Genomic DNA, 16,423 nt, shown 5'->3' with positions numbered 1-16,423 from the left:
GGCTCAGCCCGCCGGCGGGTGCCAACCCAGCTCGGGGTGCGACAGGACGTGTCCGACCAGCAGCTCGGTGGCGGCCGTCGCCGTGGGGTGGCTGACCACGTGCCACGGCCGGTCCAGGGGAGTGCCGGGCACCGGCAGCTCGACCAGCGTGCCGGACTCGAGGTGCCGCCGCACCGCCTGGCGCGACACCAGTGCGACGCCCAGCCCGGCCACGGCGGCCGCGACCACCGCCCCGTGCGAGCCCAGGGCCAGCTCCGGCGGGGCGATGTCCAGCCCGTGCAGCAGGTTCCGGGTGGTCGCGCGCACCCCGGAGCCCCGCTCGCGCAGCAGCCAGGTGGCGGTGGCCGGGTTGAAGTCCGGCGCGGGACGACCGACGACGACCAGCGTGTTCGGGCTGACCGCCCGGACCAGGGACGGCGCACCGGAAGGCGGCCGCCCGGCGACCACCAGGTCCACCTCGTGGTTGGCCAGCATCGGCCAGACCACGCCCCGGGGCGCCACCTCCAGGCTGAGCGTGACCGAGGGGTGCGCCGCGCGGAACGACGCGAGCAGGCCGGGCAGCAGATGCTCCCCGGCCGTGGTCACCGCCGCCAGCCGGATCGTGCCCCGCTCCGGGTCGGCCTCGCCGCGCGCGGCGGCGAGCGCCTCGGCGTGCAGGCCGAGTATCCGGCGCGCGTAGTCGGCGTAGCGCGCGCCGGCCGGGGTCAACCGGATGCCCCGCCCGTCCCGGTCCACCAGCGGGACGCCGACCTCGGCGGCCAGCGCGGTGACGGCGGCCGACACGGTCGCCTCGGTGACCACCAGCCGGCGCGCGGCGGCGCGCACCGAGCCGGTGTCGGCCAGCTCGACCAGTGCGCGCAGCCGGGCCTGGGTGGTCACCGCACCAGCATGTCCGACCCGGCCGGCGGCGTCCGCACCCGGCCGTCGGTGCCGTTGGTGCCGACAGCGCCGTCGGTGCCGCCGGTGCTGTTCATGCCGCCGGCGAACACCCGGCTGGCCAGCAGGTCGTCGGGCTCGAGCGTGGTCAGCTCGGCCAGTCCGACCCGGGGGTCCGGCCGTTCCAGGAGGCGCCGGGCCTGCCGCAGCCGGGCCCGCTCCACCGCGTTGCGCACGCTGCGCGCGTTGGCGAACCACGGTTGGTCGATGCGCAGCCGCAGGTAGCGGCGCAGCACCTGACGCGCGTCCGGGGAGAACCGGTAGCCCAGCTCCCCGGCCATCAGCGCCCCGATGCTCTCCAGCTCGTCCAGGGTGTAGTCGGGGAAGGCGACGTGGTGGGCGATGCGGCTCTGCATGCCCGGGTTGGCCGAGAACAGGCCGTCCATCCGGTCCTGGTAGCCGGCCAGCACCACCACCAGGTCGTCGCGGTGGGTCTCCATCACCTGCAGCAGGATCTCGATGACCTCGCCGCCGTAGTCCCGGTCGTTCTCCGCCTTGTGCAGGTAGTAGGCCTCGTCGATGAACAGCACCCCGCCCATGGCCCGCTTGACCACCTCCTTGGTCTTGGGCGCGGTGTGGCCGACGTACTGTCCGACCAGGTCGTCCCGGGTCACCGTGACCAGGTGCCCGATGCGCAGGTAGCCCAGCCGGTGCAGCAGCTGGCCCATCCGCTGGGCCACCGTGGTCTTGCCGGTGCCCGGGTTGCCGGTGAAGCACATGTGCAGCGTCGGGCGGGTGGCGGAGACGCCGAAGCGCTGCCGGGCCCGGTCGACCAGGAGCAGTGCGGCGATCTCGGCGACCCGGGTCTTCACCGGGGCCAGGCCGACCAGCTCCCGCTCGAGAGCGCCGAGCACCTCGTCCACGCCGGACTCCCGCCGGGCGGCGGCCAGGTCGACCGCCGCGTCCGGCGGCAGCGGGGGCGCCGGCCCGGGTTCCTCGACCGGCGCGCCGAACGGTTGGCGCACGTCAGCTCCCGGGGTACCGGGCGCCGGTGGGGTGCTCGGTCGCGTAGGAGTGGGTGCGGTAGCCGATCCGCCGGTCGGACAGCTCGTGGCGGTCCAGCCGGAAACCGGGCTCGTCACTCGGGCGTTGGACGATGAACGACAGCGCGGTGGTCTGCCGGCCGTGCCGGGCGTCGTAGGCGTTGAGCCGGATGTAGGCGTGCGGGTTGGCCGTGCGGCAGGCGTTCACCTCCATCAGCACCCCGGCCGGGTCGCGCAGGTCGAACATCGGCAGCCCCCACATCTCCCAGTACGTGTTGCGCGGGTGCGGGTCGTCGGTGAACTCGACCGACAGCGGCCACTCGTTGTCCAGCGCGTAGCGGATCTGGGCGGTGATCTCCTCGTCGGTGAGGTCGGGCAGGAAGGAGAAGGTGCCCTGGGTGATGCGCATGTGCGGCTCCTCAGACAGGGGTGGGGGTGGGCACGACGTCGGGGGTGTCGGTGGACTCGTAGTTGAAGGTGACGTCGCCCCAGGTGGCCAGCGCGGTGTCCAGCGGCCGGTTGCGCCCGGCGGCCCGGCGCAGGATCTGTTCGCCCTCGGCCAGGTAGTCGACGCCCTCGTTGCGGGCCTTGATCATCGCCTCCAGGGCGACCCGGTTGGCCTCCGCGCCGGCCGCGATGCCCATCGGGTGCCCGATGGTTCCCCCGCCAAACTGGAGGATCACGTCCTCGCCCAGGTAGTGGATCAGCTGGTGCATCTGGCCGGCGTGGATGCCGCCCGAGGCCACCGGCATCACGCCGGGCATGGACGCCCACTCCTGGTCGAAGTAGAGCCCCTTGGCCGGGTCGGCGGCCACCGAGTCCAGGCGCAGCGTGTCGTAGTAGCCGCGCACCGAGTTGGGGTCGCCCTCCAGCTTGCCCACCACCGTGCCGGCGTGGATGTGGTCGACCCCGGCCAGGCGCATCCACTTGGCGATCACCCGGAAGTTCACGCCGTGCGTCTTCTGCCGGGTGTAGGTGCTGTGCCCCGCGCGGTGCAGGTGCAGCAGTACGCCGTTGCGCCGGGCCCAGGTGGCCATCGACTGGATCGCGGTGTAGCCGACGGTGAGGTCGATCATCACGACGACGCTGCCCAGCTCCTTGGCGAAGTCGGCGCGCTCATACATCTGCTCCATGGTCCCGGCGGTCACGTTCAGGTAGTGGCCCTTGACCTCGCCGGTCGCCGCCTGCGCCCGGTTCACCGCCTCCATGCAGAACAGGGAGCGGTCCCGCCAGCGCATGAACGGCTGGGAGTTGATGTTCTCGTCGTCCTTGGTGAAGTCCAGCCCGCCCCTTAGCGCCTCGTACACCACCCGGCCGTAGTTGCGCGCCGACAGCCCGAGCTTGGGTTTGGTGGTGGCGCCGAGCAGCGGCCGCCCGAACTTGCCCAGGTGCTCGCGTTCCATGACGATCCCGTGCGCCGGTCCCTGGAACGTCTTCACGTACTGCGTCGGGATGCGCATGTCCTCCAGGCGCAGCGCCTTCAGCGGCTTGAACCCGAACACGTTGCCGATGATCGAACTGGTCAGGTTGGCGATCGAGCCCTCTTCGAAAAGGTCGAGGTCGTAGGCGATGTAGGCGATCCACTGGCCCGGGCTGCCCGGCACCGCCTCGATCCGGTAGCACTTGGCCTGGTAGTGCTCGAAGGTGGTGAGCCGATCGGTCCACACCACCGTCCAGGTCGCCGTGCTGGACTCGCCGGCGACGGCGGCACCGGCCTCTTCGGAGGGCACCCCGTCCTGCGGCGTGATCCGGAACGCGCACAGCAGGTCGGTGTCCTTGGGGATGTAGTCAGGCTGCCAGTAGCCCATGTCCGCGTAGGGAATGACTCCGGCGCTCCAGCGGTCCGTCATGGCGGCAATGGTGCGCGGATAACACTAAGCCTGTCCATCAAGTGTTTACCGGTGACCATTAGGTGATTGTCTAATACCCTTGCCTATCCACCGCAGGGGGGAGGCGCGCGACCTGCGGATTTCCTACCGTCATGCACCATGACCGTATGTAGGCAGCTGGCCACGCAACTGGTTCGGTCGGGCCGGGGCATCCTCGCCGCCGACGAGAGCATCGCCACGATGAACCGACGTCTCTACGCCGCCGGCGTGCCCGCGACGGAACAGAACCGGCGCGCCTACCGGGAGCTGCTCGCCGGCACCCCGGGTCTGGCCGAGGGGGTGGCCGGGATCATCTTCTGCGACGAGACCCTGCGCCAGCGGTTCGCCGACGGGCGGACGTTCCCGGAGGCCGTGCACCAGCTGGGCATGCTGCCCGGCATCAAGGTGGACACCGGGGCCTACGCCTGCCCCGGGCTGGGCGAGCTGGTCACCGAGGGCCTGGACGGGCTGCCCGCGCGGATGGCCGAGTACGCCGCGCTGGGTGCCCGGTTCGCCAAGTGGCGGGCGGTGTTCGTGATCGCCGATGACCTGCCCAGTGGCGTGGCGCTGTGGGCCAACGCGCAGGCCCTGGCCCGCTACGCCGCCGCGGCGCAGGAGGCCGGCCTGGTGCCGATCGTCGAGCCCGAGGTGCTGACGGAGGGGGAGCACTCGCTGGAGCGCTGCGCCGAGATCACCGCCCGCGTGCACGCCGCCGTCGCCGAGGAGCTGGTCGCGTTCCGGGTCGACCAGGCGGGCATGGTGCTCAAACCCAACATGGTCGTCGAGGGCAACCGCCACCCCCGCCGCGCCACCCCCGAGCAGGTGGCCGAGGCGACGGTGGACGTGCTGCGGGCACAGCCGGAGGAGCTGGCCGGGGTGGCCTTCCTCTCCGGCGGGCAGCCCCCGGAGCGGGCCACCGCCAACCTGGCCGCGATGCAGCGCCACACCACGCCATGGCCGCTCACCTTCTCCTTCGGCCGAGCGCTGGTGGACCCGGCCCTGGCGGCCTGGCGGGGTGCCCCCCGCCGGGTCCCGGCCGGCCGCGCGGCCCTGGCCGCCCGCGTCGCGGCGAACTGGGCCGCCCTGCGTGGTCTGGGCGAGCCCGCCCGCGTCTGAGCTGATCACGTGGACGCTGATCAACAGGGCATGGGTGCTGCTTCGGGGCATCCGGGGCCTCGGGCCCGGCGCCTCAGCGCACGCTCACCGGCACCGAGGCGGTGACGGTGGTGCCCGAGCCGGGGCGGGAGCTTATCCGCAGTGAGCCACCGACCAGCTCGACCCGTTCGGCCATCGAGCGCATGCCGTAGCCCGACTCGGCGGCGGTGGTGGCGTCGAACCCGTCGCCGTCGTCGGTCACCTCCAGCCGCGCGGCGCTGCCGACCAGCTCGAAGCGCAGCAGCGCGGTGCTCGCGTGAGCGTGCTTGATGACGTTCTGCAGGCACTCCTGGGCAATCCGGTAGAGCGCGATCTCGACGTGCTCGGGCAGCCGGTCGTCGGCCAGCTCCGTGGTCACCTTCACCTCGGGCACCGAACGGGCCAGGCTGGCCAGGCCGCCGGCGAGGCCCAGGTCGTCGAGCACCGGGGGCCGGAGCCCGCCGATCGCCGCGCGGGCCTCGTCCAGCGTGAGGTCCACCAGCTCCCGGGCCCGCCCGAGCTGGTCGGCGGCCACGTCGGGGGTGGCCCGCAGCGCATGCCCGGCCGCGTCCAGGTGGTAGGAGAGGGTGACCAGGCGCTGGGAGATCCCGTCGTGGATGTCCGCCGCGAGCCGCCGCCGTTCGATCTCCTGGGCGGCGATGACCTGCTCGGTGAACCGCTCGTGCGCGCGCTCCCGGGCGGCCAGCCGCCGGTGCATCCGCGCCGAGTGCAGCGCACCCGCGACCAGCCGCCCGATCACCAGCAGCAGCTGGATGTCCCGGTCGGTGAACTGGCGCCGGGTCACCGTGTGCACGTTCAGCACGCCGACCAGCCCGGCCGGCCCGGTCGCCATGGGCACCGAGGCCATCGAGATGAACTCGGTGCCGCGCAGCGCGGGGATCGGCAGGTAGCGCGGGTCCTCCTCCTTGTGCTCGACGATCACGGCCGGTTCGTGGTGGCTGGCCACCCAACCGGTCACCCCGGACCCCAGGGGCAGGCGGATGCGGCCGACCTGGCGGTCGAACGGCGGGGTGGCGCCGGCCAGGCTGAGTGACCGCTCGGTGTCGTCGAGCACGTGCACGAAACACACGTCGGTCGAGGTCGCCTCGGTGATCAGGCGGGCCACCGCGGCGGCCAGCGGCTCCACGCCCGGCCCGCCCGAGGTCGCCTCGATGATGGCCAGCAGCAGGGCGTTGGCCCGGCGCGGATCGGTCAGTCCGAGCGAGGGCAGCGCCTCGGTCGGGCCGAGCAGCGGGCCCTCGCTCACTTGAAGATCCCCTCGCGCAGGGCGGCGGCGACCGCGCCGGCCCGGTCGCCGACCCCCAGCTTGCGGTAGATCGACCGCACGTGGCTCTTGATCGTCTCGTCGCTCACCACCAGGCGGGCCGCGATTCCCCGGTTGGACAGCCCGGTCACGATCAGCGAGAGGACCTCGCTCTCCCGGTGGGTGAGGCCGTGCCGGGCCCCCGGCCAGAACTCGTTGCTCTGCAACCGCGCCGCCGTGTCCACCGCCCGCCCGGCCAGCGCGGTGTCGATCACCGTGACGCCGCTGTTGGCCAGCTCCAGCTGGCGGACCAGCTCGTCGCCGGTGATCTTCTTGAGCAGGTATCCCGACGCGCCGGCGCGCAGCGCCTGGAACAGGTACTGCTCGTCGTCGTATACCGACAGCAGCACGACCTTCTGGTCGGGCCGCCGCTCGCGCAGCTCACGGCACAGGTCCAGGCCGCTGGCGCCCTGCATCCGCACGTCGCACAGCACGATGTCCGGGGTGAGGCTGGCGACGACCGGCAGGGCCTGCTCGGCGCCGATGGCCGAGCCGACCACCCGCACCCGGCCCTGGAACGGGGCCAGCATGGCCTTCAGCCCCGCGATCACCATCTCGTGGTCGTCGACCAGCACGATGCGTAACGGCCCGGTCGCAGCGCCGCCCGAAGGCGTGGCCGAAGACAGAGTCATGTCATGGACTGTAAGGCCGAGACCGCCCGATTTGCCCAGGTTGCCCCACCAGACCCCCAACGCGGGGGAGACGCCGCCGCCCGCCGAGCACCTACTGTCACAGCCTCGATCCCCAGGGAGGCGCGATGACGCTCGTCGCTTCGGTGCTGCCGGCGGACTTCGCCGAGCTCGGCCACCAGGTGCAGCTGCTGGAGAAAGCCGGCGTGGACCGCATCCAGTGGGACGTGATGGACGGCCGGTTCGTGCCCAACCTGACCTTCGGCCCCGACGTCATCGCCTCCTGCCGGGACCGCGTCATGCTGGGCTTCGAGGCGCATCTGATGGTCGAGGACCCCGACCCCATGCTGCCCCGCTGGGTGGATGCCGGCTGTGAGCTGGTGATCGTGCACGCCGAGGCGACCAGGCACCTGCACCGCACGCTGGGCCGGATCCGGCAGCTGGGCGCCCGCGCCGGCGTCGCGCTCAACCCGGCGACCCCGCTGGCCTCGGTGGAGCACGTGCTGGACCTGGCCGACCTGTTGCTGGTGATGACGGTGAACCCCGGATTCGGCGGGCAGCGCTACCTGGACGGCATGGCGACCAAGATCGCCCATGCCCGGGCGCTGATCGACCGGCGGGGGCTGGCCGTGGAGCTGGAGGTGGACGGCGGCATCGGCCCCGGCACGATCGGCCACGCCGCGAAGGCCGGGGCGACCGTGTTCTGCGTCGGCTCCGCGCTGTTCGCCGACGGGCCGTCCGGCCTGCCCGGGCGGGTGGCGGCCCTGCGTGCCGAGGCCACCGACGAACGGAGGAACCCGTGATGCCCGACAAGACCCTCCGGATCGACCGGGCCGGGCTGCGCGACTCCGGCCGCCGGCCGGTGATGCTGGCCATCGCCGGGGACAGCGCATCCGGCAAGACCACTCTCACGGCGGGGTTGGTCGAGGCGCTGGGCCGGGAGCGGTGCGTCTCGCTGTGCACCGACGACTACCACCGCTACGACCGGGCCGAGCGCCGTTCGCTGCCGTTCACCGCGCTGCACCCGGACTGCAACTACATGGAGATCATGGAGCAGCACCTGCGGCTGCTGGCCAGCGGGCAACCGATCCTCAAGCCGGTCTACGACCACTCCACCGGGGAGCTGACCCGGCCCGAGCTGGTGGAGCCGAACAGCTTCATCATCGTCGAGGGCCTGTTCCCGCTGTACAGCAAGCTGGCCAGGGCGTGCTTCGACGTCACCGTGTTCCTCGACCCGCACGAGGACATCCGCCGCGAGTGGAAGGTCCAGCGGGACACCCGCAAGCGCGGGTACGCCCCGGAGCAGGTGCTCGCCGAGCTGGCGGTGCGGGAGCCGGAGTCCGAGGCGTACATCCGGCCGCAGCGCCACCACGCCGACATCGTGGTCCGGTTCGCCCCGATCGAGGGGCGGGACGAGCCGCCGGGCACCCCGCTGTCGGCCGAGCTGCTGTTGCGCCCCACGATCCGGCACCCGGACCTGAGCGAGGTGCTGCAGGCCGGGCTGAACCGCGCCATGCACCTCAAGCTCACCCGGGACAGCGACGGCCGGCCCGTGGACACGCTGCACATCCACGGCTACGTGCCGACCGAGGAGAGCCTGGCGGTGCAGAAGGCGATCTGGGCGTCCATCGGCGAGCCTGAGAGCGGTACCCCGGACTGCCTGGGCGAACTCGGCCCCGGCGCGCGCAGCGAACCGCTGGCCATCGCCCAACTGCTGCTTCTGCACCACCTGCTGGACGCCGAGTAGCGGCTCAGGGAATACCTCACCCGGCCCTTGCGACACGCCCGGGTGAACGCGCACCCTCGAGGGACGGCTCGCCCATCACCTCAGCCGGCGAGCCCGCTGGTCGCTCCCCGCCGGCCAGTCGGTACCCCGACAGCCGACTCCTCGGAGGTGTCGCAAGACCATGCCGTTCTCGTCCGTCCCCGCCCTACCACCGAACCCGGACCCGGGATGCGGTGGCAGCCAGAGCCCCTGGTGCCAGATCGCCCTCGACCTCACCGGGCAGGGCTGGCTGTCCCGCACCGCGGGCCTCGTCGTCGACGGCACGCTGAAGCTGCTGCTCATCGTGGTCATCGCGGTCGCGCTGCGGGCCGTGTGCCACCGGGCGATCCACCAGCTCACCCGGGGCATCGGCGAGGGCCGCGCCCCGTCGCTGCTGCGCCCGTTGCGGGAGCGCACGAGCTCGCGTCCCCGGCAGGGCTCGGGCTCGCTCCTGCTCGCCCGCCGCCGCCAGCGCGCCGCCACCATCGGCTCGCTGCTGCGCTCGATCACCACATTCGTTATCTACGGGACCGCGTTCGTGCTGATCCTGGGCGGTTTCGGCGTCAACCTCGCGCCCATCATCGCCTCGGCCGGGGTGATCGGCGTTGCCGTCGGCTTCGGCGCGCAGAACCTGGTCAAGGACTTCGTCTCCGGGATCTTCATGATGCTGGAGGACCAGTACGGCGTCGGCGACGTGGTCGACCTGGGCGAGGCCACCGGCACGGTGGAGAGCATCGGCCTGCGGGTCTGCACGGTGCGCGACGTGGAGGGCACCCTCTGGTACGTCCGCAACGGCACGATCTCCCGGGTCGGCAACTTCAGCCAGCACTTCTCGGTCGCCCTGGTCGACGTGCCCATCGGCCACGGCGCGAACATCGCGCTGGCCACCGAGACCGCTACGCAGGCCGCCGAGGCAGCGGTGGCCGAGTCGCCCATGGCCGAACACCTGCTCGGCGAGGTCACCATGCTGGGGGTCCAGGCGGTGACGGTGGACGGGGTCACCCTCCGGCTCACCGTCCGCACCCGGCCGGGCAAGCAGGTCGTGGTCCGCCGGGCGATCCACGAGGCCGTCGCCATCGCGTTCATCAAGGCCCAGATCCCGCCGCCGAGCAACAGCATCCCCACCCTCGCCCACACCTGACGACGGTCACCGGCGGATGCGCGCGACCAGCTTCCGCCGGACCTGGGTGGCCGTCCGCCCGGCCCGGATCAGTGCCGGTCGCGGGTCCCGGGCGGAGGCCACCGCGAACACCGGCCCGGACAGGTAGGGCCGGGCGAACCGGCCGACCGAGTAGTCGCCCCGGCGCAGGTAGGACAGGCTCGCCTGGAGGTCCCGGGTGACGTCGATCCAGTACACGCCCTCCTCGTAGTCCGGCTGGACGGGAGGCCGGCCGAGCATCCGGTGGCGGTACTCCAGCCAGGGGAAGTTGATCCCGCACCGGATGGCCAGCGCCGAGGAGAGGTTGTGCCGGGCGTTGACCTCGATGAGCTTGTAGGTCCCGTCCCGGGCGTCGCGCTTGAACTCCACGTTGGCGAACCCCCGGTAGCCCAGCGCGCGCAGCAGGTGCCGCCCGGCCTCGGCCACCTCCGGGATCCGCCGGCTCACCGCGACGCACGGCGACCCGGTCTCGGACGGCGAGTTGCGGATCTTCGCGGCGGTCATCTCGACCACCTCGCCGTCGTCTCCCCAGACGTAGGCGTTGTAGTTCGCGCCGCACAGCTCGTCGCCCGGGACCAGCTCCTGGGCCACGACCTCGAGGCCGGCGGCGCGGGCCTCGAGGTGGTGCCGGGTGGCTTCCTCGAGGTTGTCCACCCTGGTCCACTTGCGGCCGAAGACGGCCTTGTAGCGGTGGCTGACGGTGGGTTTGAGCACGCCGGGGAAGCCGACCTCGTCGGCGAACCGCTCCAGGTCCCCGGCCTCCCGGACGGCCACCGTGGCCGGCGCGTCCACCCCGTGGCGGCGGGCGAAGTCCCAGGTGGCCGCCTTGTCCAGGCAGGTGCTCACCACGTCCCACTCCGGCGCCGCCACGACGAAACCCAGCTCGCCCAGCCGCCGCTTCCGGGCCGAGACGGCGGCCACCGCGATGTCCGATGGCGGGACCAGCAACGAGCCGGGGAACCGCGCGGCGACCCGGTCCAGGACGCGGTCGAAGCCGTCCGGGTCACGCTCCGGGTGCGGGCAGTCGATCACCTCCCGCACCCAGCGGGAGCCGTGCCCCATGTCCTGGTCGTGGTAGCGGAGCACGATCACCGGCACGCCCTCGGCGCCCAGTGAACGGATCACCGCCAGCGCCTGGGTGCGGCCGCCGACCACCACCGCCGGCTGCCTCCGACCGTCGGTCACCGCGCGGCGAGGCCGCCGCGGAACGCCGCCCGCAGCACCGACTGCACGCGGTCGGCGCCCGGCACGTGCTTGGACAGGTGGTAGGCGTGGCGCAGCGCGGGGGAGCCGATCAGCTCGACCGGCGTCGGGTACCGGTACGCCGAGCCGCCGAAACTGATCTTGAACTGGTCGGGTCCGGGCAGCGCGGCGGTGTCCACCCGCTCGCCGGACAGCAGCGCGTCGGTGGACCGTTCGGAGATCCCGCCGAAGTCGAAGTAGTCGAAGCCGTTGGCCTTGGCCCACCGGATGGCACTCCAGCGCACCGCCGCCGGGGCCCGCAGCTCGAGGGTGGACCGGGAGCGTTCGAAGCCGCTCACCCGGGTCTTCAACACACCGCCGCACGCGGTCATCAGCGACGCGGCCACCGGGTCGCCGTCGATCTCGCCGACGAACAGCTTGGCCCGCCCGCCCGGCGCGAGCTCCCGGTACAGCCGCCGCAGGTAGGAGAGTGACAGCGGCTTGAACCCGTGCCGCTCGGCCGTCTGTTCCAGCAGCTCGGCGAGTAGCGGGAGGTCGCCCTCGCCGCCCTGGCGCACCCGCACGCCCCGCTGCTCCCACCGGTTCGTCCAGCGCCGCAGCTTCCGGCCCAGCCCGGCTTTCAGCTCCTGCTCGGGCTGGGTCAGGTCGATGCGGGTGGACGCGCGCGGCGCGATCCCGGCCTCCGAGGGCCGGAAGCCGAGGTCGTACAGCTCGTTGGTGATGTCGTGCGCGCCGTCGGGCGGCTGGATGAACAGTGCGGACAGCCCGAGCCAGGACAGGTCGCGCAGCGCCGTGCACAGCGCGTCCCGCACCTCGGCCCGCCCGTCCTCGGCGAAGATCAGTGGTCCGTACGGGAGGTACCCGATGCCGCCGGCCAGCCGGACCTGCCGGCGCAGCAGCTGCGCCCCGCCGACCAGCCGGGCACCCCGGAAGGCCAGCAGGAAGCTGGGCTCGAAGCCGACGCTGCTGCGCAGCCGGCCCCAGCCGACGTGCTGGGTGATGTCGGCGCCGGGATGGTCGATGACGCACTGGTCCCACTCACGGACGAGCCCGGGATCCAGCTCAGATTGGAGGACTACGGAAACGGCAGGGTCCTCGAGGGCTCGCGGAAAGTCGGTATACGCCCGGGACATTGTCCAACACCTTAACAAATTGGTAACGGGGAGGCTGCAAGAGATCTTTCTGCTGGCTCCCGGGACAATAGGGGTGCTAGCCGTCCGCGTCGAATCGTGGCTCTTCGTCTGGCACCCGGTCGATGCCGAGCATCTTGTCGACCACCATGTTCTGGAAGCGGTGCAGCGGCTCCTCGAAGCGGAAGCACATCCGCCCGCCCCGGTAGGCCGGGTTCCGGATGCCCTGCTGCACCCGTTCGACGATCTCCAGGTCCTGGCGGTTGACCAGGTCCCAGAACTTCTCCAGCTGATCCAGGCCCTCCTCGGCGGCCGGGTCGCCCAGGGCCTCGGGGTGGGTGAGCAGTACGGCGGTCTCCACCGTGCGGTCGGCCGCCACCGGCTGGTTGAGCAGCACGAAGGCGTGGTTGGGCAGCACGACCAGCGCGGTACTGGGGAACAGCCAGACGAACCGCCCGCTCTCCGCGTCCTCGCCCCGCAGCGAGCCCAGTGGCCGGAGCCCGTCCCAGCCGCCGGTGTCGGTGTTGCGGGAAACCGGTGTGGTGCACATGCCGGTGTACATGCCCGGTCCCTGCCAGCGGTAGTGGTCGGCGAACCGGGAGACCTTGTTCAGCTCCGGGTGGACCCAGGGGAGGTGGTAGTACTCCATGAAGTTCTCGCCGATGAGCTTGTGGTTCGCGGCGACGTCGTAGGTTCGGCGGCGTTGCGGCAGCCACCGGTCGAGCCGGTGGCCGGCGAGGCGCTCGGCGAGGTCGCCCAGTTGCGCGGCCAGCGGCGCCGGATCCGCGGCCAGGTTGACGAACAGCAAGCAGCCCCAAGTGTCCACGGCGACCTCGAGCAGGCCGTAGTCGGCGCGGTCGAAGCCTTCGGCCGCCGAGGTGTCGAACGCGGCCCGTGCCGCGGCGGGGACGCCCTCGAACAGTGGGGTGCCCACGCAGGTTCCGTCGGTGTCGTAGGCCCAGCCGTGGTAGGGGCAGCGGATGCGCCCGCCCCGGCCGACCTCGCGGGCGCCGGCGTCCAGCAGCCGGGTGGCGCGGTGGCGGCAGACGTTGTGGAACCCGCGCGGCCGCCCGTGCCGGTCGCGGGTGACGATGATCGACCGGCCGGCCACCTCGACCACCACGCAGGACCCGGGGCGGTCCAGGTCGGCGGTGAACCCGACCGCCACCCAGCTGGTGGCGAACACCCTCTCCCGCTCGAGGGCGAAGAACTCCGGCGACGTGTACGCGTCGGGGATCAGCGTGGAAGCCAGCTCCACCGGCCGGCGGGTGTGGCGGTAGGTGGCCTCCTCGGTGAACCGGGCCGGTCCGAGCGGGCGCGCGGGAAGCTCGGCGTGCGTCATCCCGGAAGTATCGGCACCGGCGACTGTCCGCGTCCATTGAAGAGTTGAACAGCTGATCTTGTACATTTCGTACATGATTGACCGGCGTCTACGGGTCCTCAGGGCGATCGAGCGGCACGGCACGGTGACCGCCGCCGCGCGGGTCTGCCGGATGACCCCGTCCGCCGCCTCGCACCAGATGCAGGCCCTGGCCCGCGAGCTCGACGTCGTCCTGCTCGAGCCCGAGGGTCGCGGGGTGCGACTCACCCCGGCCGCGCGCATCCTGCTCGCCCACGGGGAGGTCCTCGGCGCCCAGTGGGAGCGGGCCAGGGCCGACCTCGCCGCCCACCGGGCCGGTGACGTGGGCGGCGAGCTGCGGTTCTGCGGCTTCTCCACCGCGGCGGCGGCCGTCGTCCCGCCGGCCCTGCAACGCCTGCGGTCGGCGCATCCGGCGCTGCGCCTGCACCTGCGCGAGGCCGAACCGGCGCTGGCCTTCGACCTGCTCGCCGCCGGCCACAGCGACATCGTGGTCGTGGTCGCCACGCCGGACATCCCGCCGGCGTCCGAGGCGGCGTTCGACCAGAGCCCGCTGTACGACGAGCCGCTGGACATCCTGGTCGGACCGGAGCACCCGCTGGCCGGCCGCGACGGCGTCGCGCTGAGCGATCTCGCGGCCGAACCCTGGATCTGCGGCAGCCCCGGCAGCGCCTACCACCAGCTGGTCGTGCTGGCCTGCGCCGGCGCCGGGTTCGCGCCCGACATCGCCCACTACGCCGACGAGTGGGACACCGGCGCGGCACTGGTCGCCCGGGGCTTCGGGGTCGCCATGGTGCCCCGCCTGGCCGGGCTGCCGCCCGGCCACGCGACCCGGCGCATCCCGGTCGGCGCCGCTCCGGCCCGCCGCGTGATCACCGCGGTGCGCGCCGGCTCGGGGGAGCAGCCCACCGTCGCCGCCGGCCTGGACGCGCTGCGCCAGGTCCGTGCGTCCCTGCCCCTCGGGGTTTAGGTGGGTTCGAGCAGGGCTTCGTCGGGGTAGCACCAGGCCCAGGTCTCGCCGGGCTGGTAGGACCGGACCACGGGGTGTTCGGTCTGCTCCCAGTGGGCGGTGGCATGCCGCTGGGGCGAGTCGTCACAGCAGCCGACGTGGCCGCAGTGCAGGCATTTGCGCAGGTGTACCCACCGGGTGCCGTCGCGCAGGCACTCCTCGCAGCCGTCCGGGGTGTCCGGAGGGATGTCGGCGATCTGCTCCAGGTGGGCGCAGGAGGCGTCGCCCACGACCTGGTAGCCCGGGCCGGCGGCCGGTGCGCGCCGCGCGCGGATCAGCACCAGGGTGATCAGGCTGCCCAGCAGGGTGATGCCGATGGCGAGCAGGAACACCAGGGTCAGGGCGTCGCCGAACGAGGAGGTGTAGGCGAGCGGCAGTGCGCCGCCACCCGGTCCGAGCGTCCGGGCGGCGGTCGAGGTGTCTCCGGAGGCGGCCAGGTGGGCGGCGATGTTCGCGGTCGGTGCGGGTACGCCGCCGCTGGCCAGCGCGGTGCTGATGCCATGGGACAGCCGGGACTCGAGCACGGCGCCCAGCCCGGCGATGCCGGCGGCGATGCCGATCTGGCGGGCGGTGTTGTTCACCCCGGAGGCCATGCCGCTGTGCGCGGCGTCCACCGTGCTCAGCGCGGCCACCGTCATGGTCGGGTTGACCAGTCCGCCGCCGATGCCGAACAGCAGCAGCCCGGGCAGCAGCCGCAGCGCTCCCGAGCCCTGGTCGAGGCCGAGCATCAGGGCCAGCCCCGCCCCACCCAGCGCGAGCCCCAGCACCAGCGTCCAGCGCACGCCCAGCCGGCTGACGATCCGTGCCGCGAGCAGCGAGACCACCAGCGAGGCAACGGCGAACGGGGCGACCTGCAGCCCGGCCAGCGTCGGCCCGGACCCGGTCACCCGCATCAGGAACAGGGTGAGGTACACCAGCGGCGCGAAGCCGGCGGCGGCGAACACCACCGCGACGATGGTTGCGCCGATGAACGTGGAGTTGCGCATCAGGGTGGGCGAGATGAGCGGGTTCCCCACCCGGAACTCGACCACCACGAACGCGACGAACAGCAGCAGCGAGGCACCGGCCATGCCCAGCGTCACCGGGCCGAGCCAACCCACCGCGTTGCCCCGCTGGATGAGCACGATGAGCAGCACCAGCGACGCGGTCAGCAGGCCCACGCCCAGCCAGTCCAGCCGGGCGGTGGACGGGTCGCGGCTCTCCCGCAGGTGGCGCAGCCCCACGGCGGCCGTGGGCAGCACCAGGACCACCGCGAGGGCGAACTGGCCGCGCCACCCGCTGGTCTGCACCAGCGCGCCGCCCACCAGCGGGCCGAGGGCGATCGCCCCGGCCACGCTCGCGCCCCACACCCCGATCGCCCGCGCGCGGGCCGCCCCGGAGAACTCGGCGGCGATCAGGGCCAGGCCGCTGGGGAACAGCGTCGCGGCGCCGAACCCCTGCAACACCCGGCCGGCGACCAGCAGCGGGGCCGTCGGGGCCAGCGTGCAGGCCAGCGAGCCGGCGCCGAACACAACCAGCCCGAGCAGGAACGTCCGCCGCCGGCCGTACCGGTCGCCCAGCACCCCGCCGCAGAGCAGGAACGACGCCAGCACCAGCGCGTACGCGGACAGCACCCACTGCTGGGCGCTGAACCCGGCGCCCAGCTCGTCGGCGATCGCGGGCAGGGCCACGTTCGGCGCGGTGACGTTGAACAGCAGCAGCGACGAGGCCAGGCAGACCACGGCCAGGGTCCACCGCTGGCAGCGCCGGGCGCCCTCGGTGGTCTCGCCGGGTGGCCGGGGTTCGGCGCGCAGGTCGGGGTGCGAGGGGCAGGCGCCGAAGCCGGCCGCCGGGACCAGCCGAGCCAGTCCGCGGCGCCGCGCAACGACGTCGTCGACGACATCCTGAGGAGCAGCCACGGCGGGATTACATCCCTCCGGCGGCTCC

At 72.8% G+C, this 16,423-nt stretch carries 15 protein-coding genes; 5 read left to right on the top strand and 10 right to left on the bottom strand.

Features of this window, described 5'->3' with window-relative positions; genetic code table 11:
- Positions 1–3 precede the first annotated feature (3 nt).
- The 4 genes from ABEB12_RS05275 to ABEB12_RS05260 are packed head-to-tail and all read right to left on the bottom strand — an operon-like array spanning position 4 to position 3,769.
- Entirely contained in the window at positions 4–879 is an 876-nt protein-coding gene (locus tag ABEB12_RS05275; protein WP_185062641.1) for a LysR substrate-binding domain-containing protein, read from the bottom strand.
- Positions 876–1,901: a CbbX protein gene (cbbX, locus tag ABEB12_RS05270; RefSeq protein ID WP_185062640.1), complete on the bottom strand. Its 1,026-nt coding sequence runs from the start codon at positions 1,899–1,901 to the stop codon at positions 876–878. Before cbbX ends, ABEB12_RS05275 begins: the two co-directional genes overlap by 4 nt.
- 1 nt (position 1,902) lies before the next feature.
- The gene (locus ABEB12_RS05265) at positions 1,903–2,328 is read right to left on the bottom strand and encodes a ribulose bisphosphate carboxylase small subunit (protein WP_185062639.1); all 426 of its coding nucleotides are present in this window, start codon (positions 2,326–2,328) and stop codon (positions 1,903–1,905) included.
- A 10-nt stretch (positions 2,329–2,338) separates the two neighbouring features.
- Positions 2,339–3,769 (bottom strand): ribulose-bisphosphate carboxylase large subunit, encoded by a 1,431-nt coding sequence (locus ABEB12_RS05260; protein WP_185062638.1) that lies wholly within the window; start codon positions 3,767–3,769, stop codon positions 2,339–2,341.
- 138 nt (positions 3,770–3,907) lie between these two features.
- On the opposite strand from ABEB12_RS05260, the gene ABEB12_RS05255 reads away from it, so the two are divergent.
- The gene (locus tag ABEB12_RS05255) at positions 3,908–4,903 is read left to right on the top strand and encodes a class I fructose-bisphosphate aldolase (protein WP_185062637.1); all 996 of its coding nucleotides are present in this window, start codon (positions 3,908–3,910) and stop codon (positions 4,901–4,903) included.
- A 73-nt stretch (positions 4,904–4,976) separates the two neighbouring features.
- On the opposite strand, the gene ABEB12_RS05250 is transcribed toward ABEB12_RS05255, so the two are convergent.
- A complete protein-coding gene (locus tag ABEB12_RS05250) occupies positions 4,977–6,188 on the bottom strand; it encodes a GAF domain-containing sensor histidine kinase (protein WP_345702582.1) in 1,212 nt (403 codons plus the stop codon).
- Positions 6,185–6,877, bottom strand: a complete 693-nt coding sequence (locus ABEB12_RS05245) for a response regulator (RefSeq protein WP_185062636.1) — start codon at positions 6,875–6,877, stop codon at positions 6,185–6,187. The genes ABEB12_RS05250 and ABEB12_RS05245 overlap by 4 nt, the downstream gene beginning before the upstream one ends.
- A gap of 125 nt (positions 6,878–7,002) precedes the next feature.
- On the opposite strand from ABEB12_RS05245, the gene rpe reads away from it, so the two are divergent.
- The 3 genes from rpe to ABEB12_RS05230 all read left to right on the top strand — a co-directional run bounded on the left by rpe (position 7,003) and on the right by ABEB12_RS05230 (position 9,780).
- Positions 7,003–7,677 carry a ribulose-phosphate 3-epimerase gene (rpe, locus tag ABEB12_RS05240; RefSeq protein WP_185062635.1) on the top strand — a complete coding sequence of 225 codons (675 nt, stop codon included), beginning with the start codon at positions 7,003–7,005 and terminating at the stop codon, positions 7,675–7,677.
- Positions 7,677–8,621 carry a phosphoribulokinase gene (locus tag ABEB12_RS05235; RefSeq protein ID WP_185062634.1) on the top strand — a complete coding sequence of 315 codons (945 nt, stop codon included), beginning with the start codon at positions 7,677–7,679 and terminating at the stop codon, positions 8,619–8,621. The genes rpe and ABEB12_RS05235 overlap by 1 nt, the downstream gene beginning before the upstream one ends.
- A 160-nt stretch (positions 8,622–8,781) precedes the next feature.
- Positions 8,782–9,780: a mechanosensitive ion channel domain-containing protein gene (locus ABEB12_RS05230; RefSeq protein ID WP_185062633.1), complete on the top strand. Its 999-nt coding sequence runs from the start codon at positions 8,782–8,784 to the stop codon at positions 9,778–9,780.
- A 6-nt stretch (positions 9,781–9,786) separates the two neighbouring features.
- On the opposite strand, the gene ABEB12_RS05225 is transcribed toward ABEB12_RS05230, so the two are convergent.
- From ABEB12_RS05225 to ABEB12_RS05215, 3 genes are all read right to left on the bottom strand, one after another.
- Positions 9,787–10,983, bottom strand: coding sequence for an ATP-binding protein (locus ABEB12_RS05225; protein ID WP_185062632.1), 1,197 nt, complete (start codon positions 10,981–10,983; stop codon positions 9,787–9,789).
- Entirely contained in the window at positions 10,980–12,134 is a 1,155-nt protein-coding gene (locus ABEB12_RS05220; protein WP_185062631.1) for a peptidoglycan bridge formation glycyltransferase FemA/FemB family protein, read from the bottom strand. Before ABEB12_RS05220 ends, ABEB12_RS05225 begins: the two co-directional genes overlap by 4 nt.
- Positions 12,135–12,210: 76 nt before the next feature.
- On the bottom strand, positions 12,211–13,473 hold the full coding sequence (locus ABEB12_RS05215; protein WP_185062630.1) for an SRPBCC family protein: 1,263 nt from the start codon (positions 13,471–13,473) through the stop codon (positions 12,211–12,213).
- Positions 13,474–13,546: 73 nt separating this feature from the next.
- Here ABEB12_RS05215 and ABEB12_RS05210 point away from each other — a divergent pair, with 73 nt between their 5' ends.
- Positions 13,547–14,458 (top strand): LysR substrate-binding domain-containing protein, encoded by a 912-nt coding sequence (locus ABEB12_RS05210; protein WP_185062629.1) that lies wholly within the window; start codon positions 13,547–13,549, stop codon positions 14,456–14,458.
- On the opposite strand, the gene ABEB12_RS05205 is transcribed toward ABEB12_RS05210, so the two are convergent.
- Positions 14,455–16,395 (bottom strand): MFS transporter, encoded by a 1,941-nt coding sequence (locus ABEB12_RS05205; protein ID WP_185062628.1) that lies wholly within the window; start codon positions 16,393–16,395, stop codon positions 14,455–14,457. The genes ABEB12_RS05210 and ABEB12_RS05205 overlap by 4 nt on opposite strands.
- Positions 16,396–16,423: the final 28 nt, after the last annotated feature.

It is taken from the genome of Actinospineispora eucalypti, from assembly GCF_039543365.1.
Taxonomy (GTDB): Bacteria; Actinomycetota; Actinomycetes; order Mycobacteriales; family Pseudonocardiaceae; genus Pseudonocardia; species Pseudonocardia eucalypti.
This window is presented reverse-complemented; position numbering and strand designations above follow the sequence as displayed.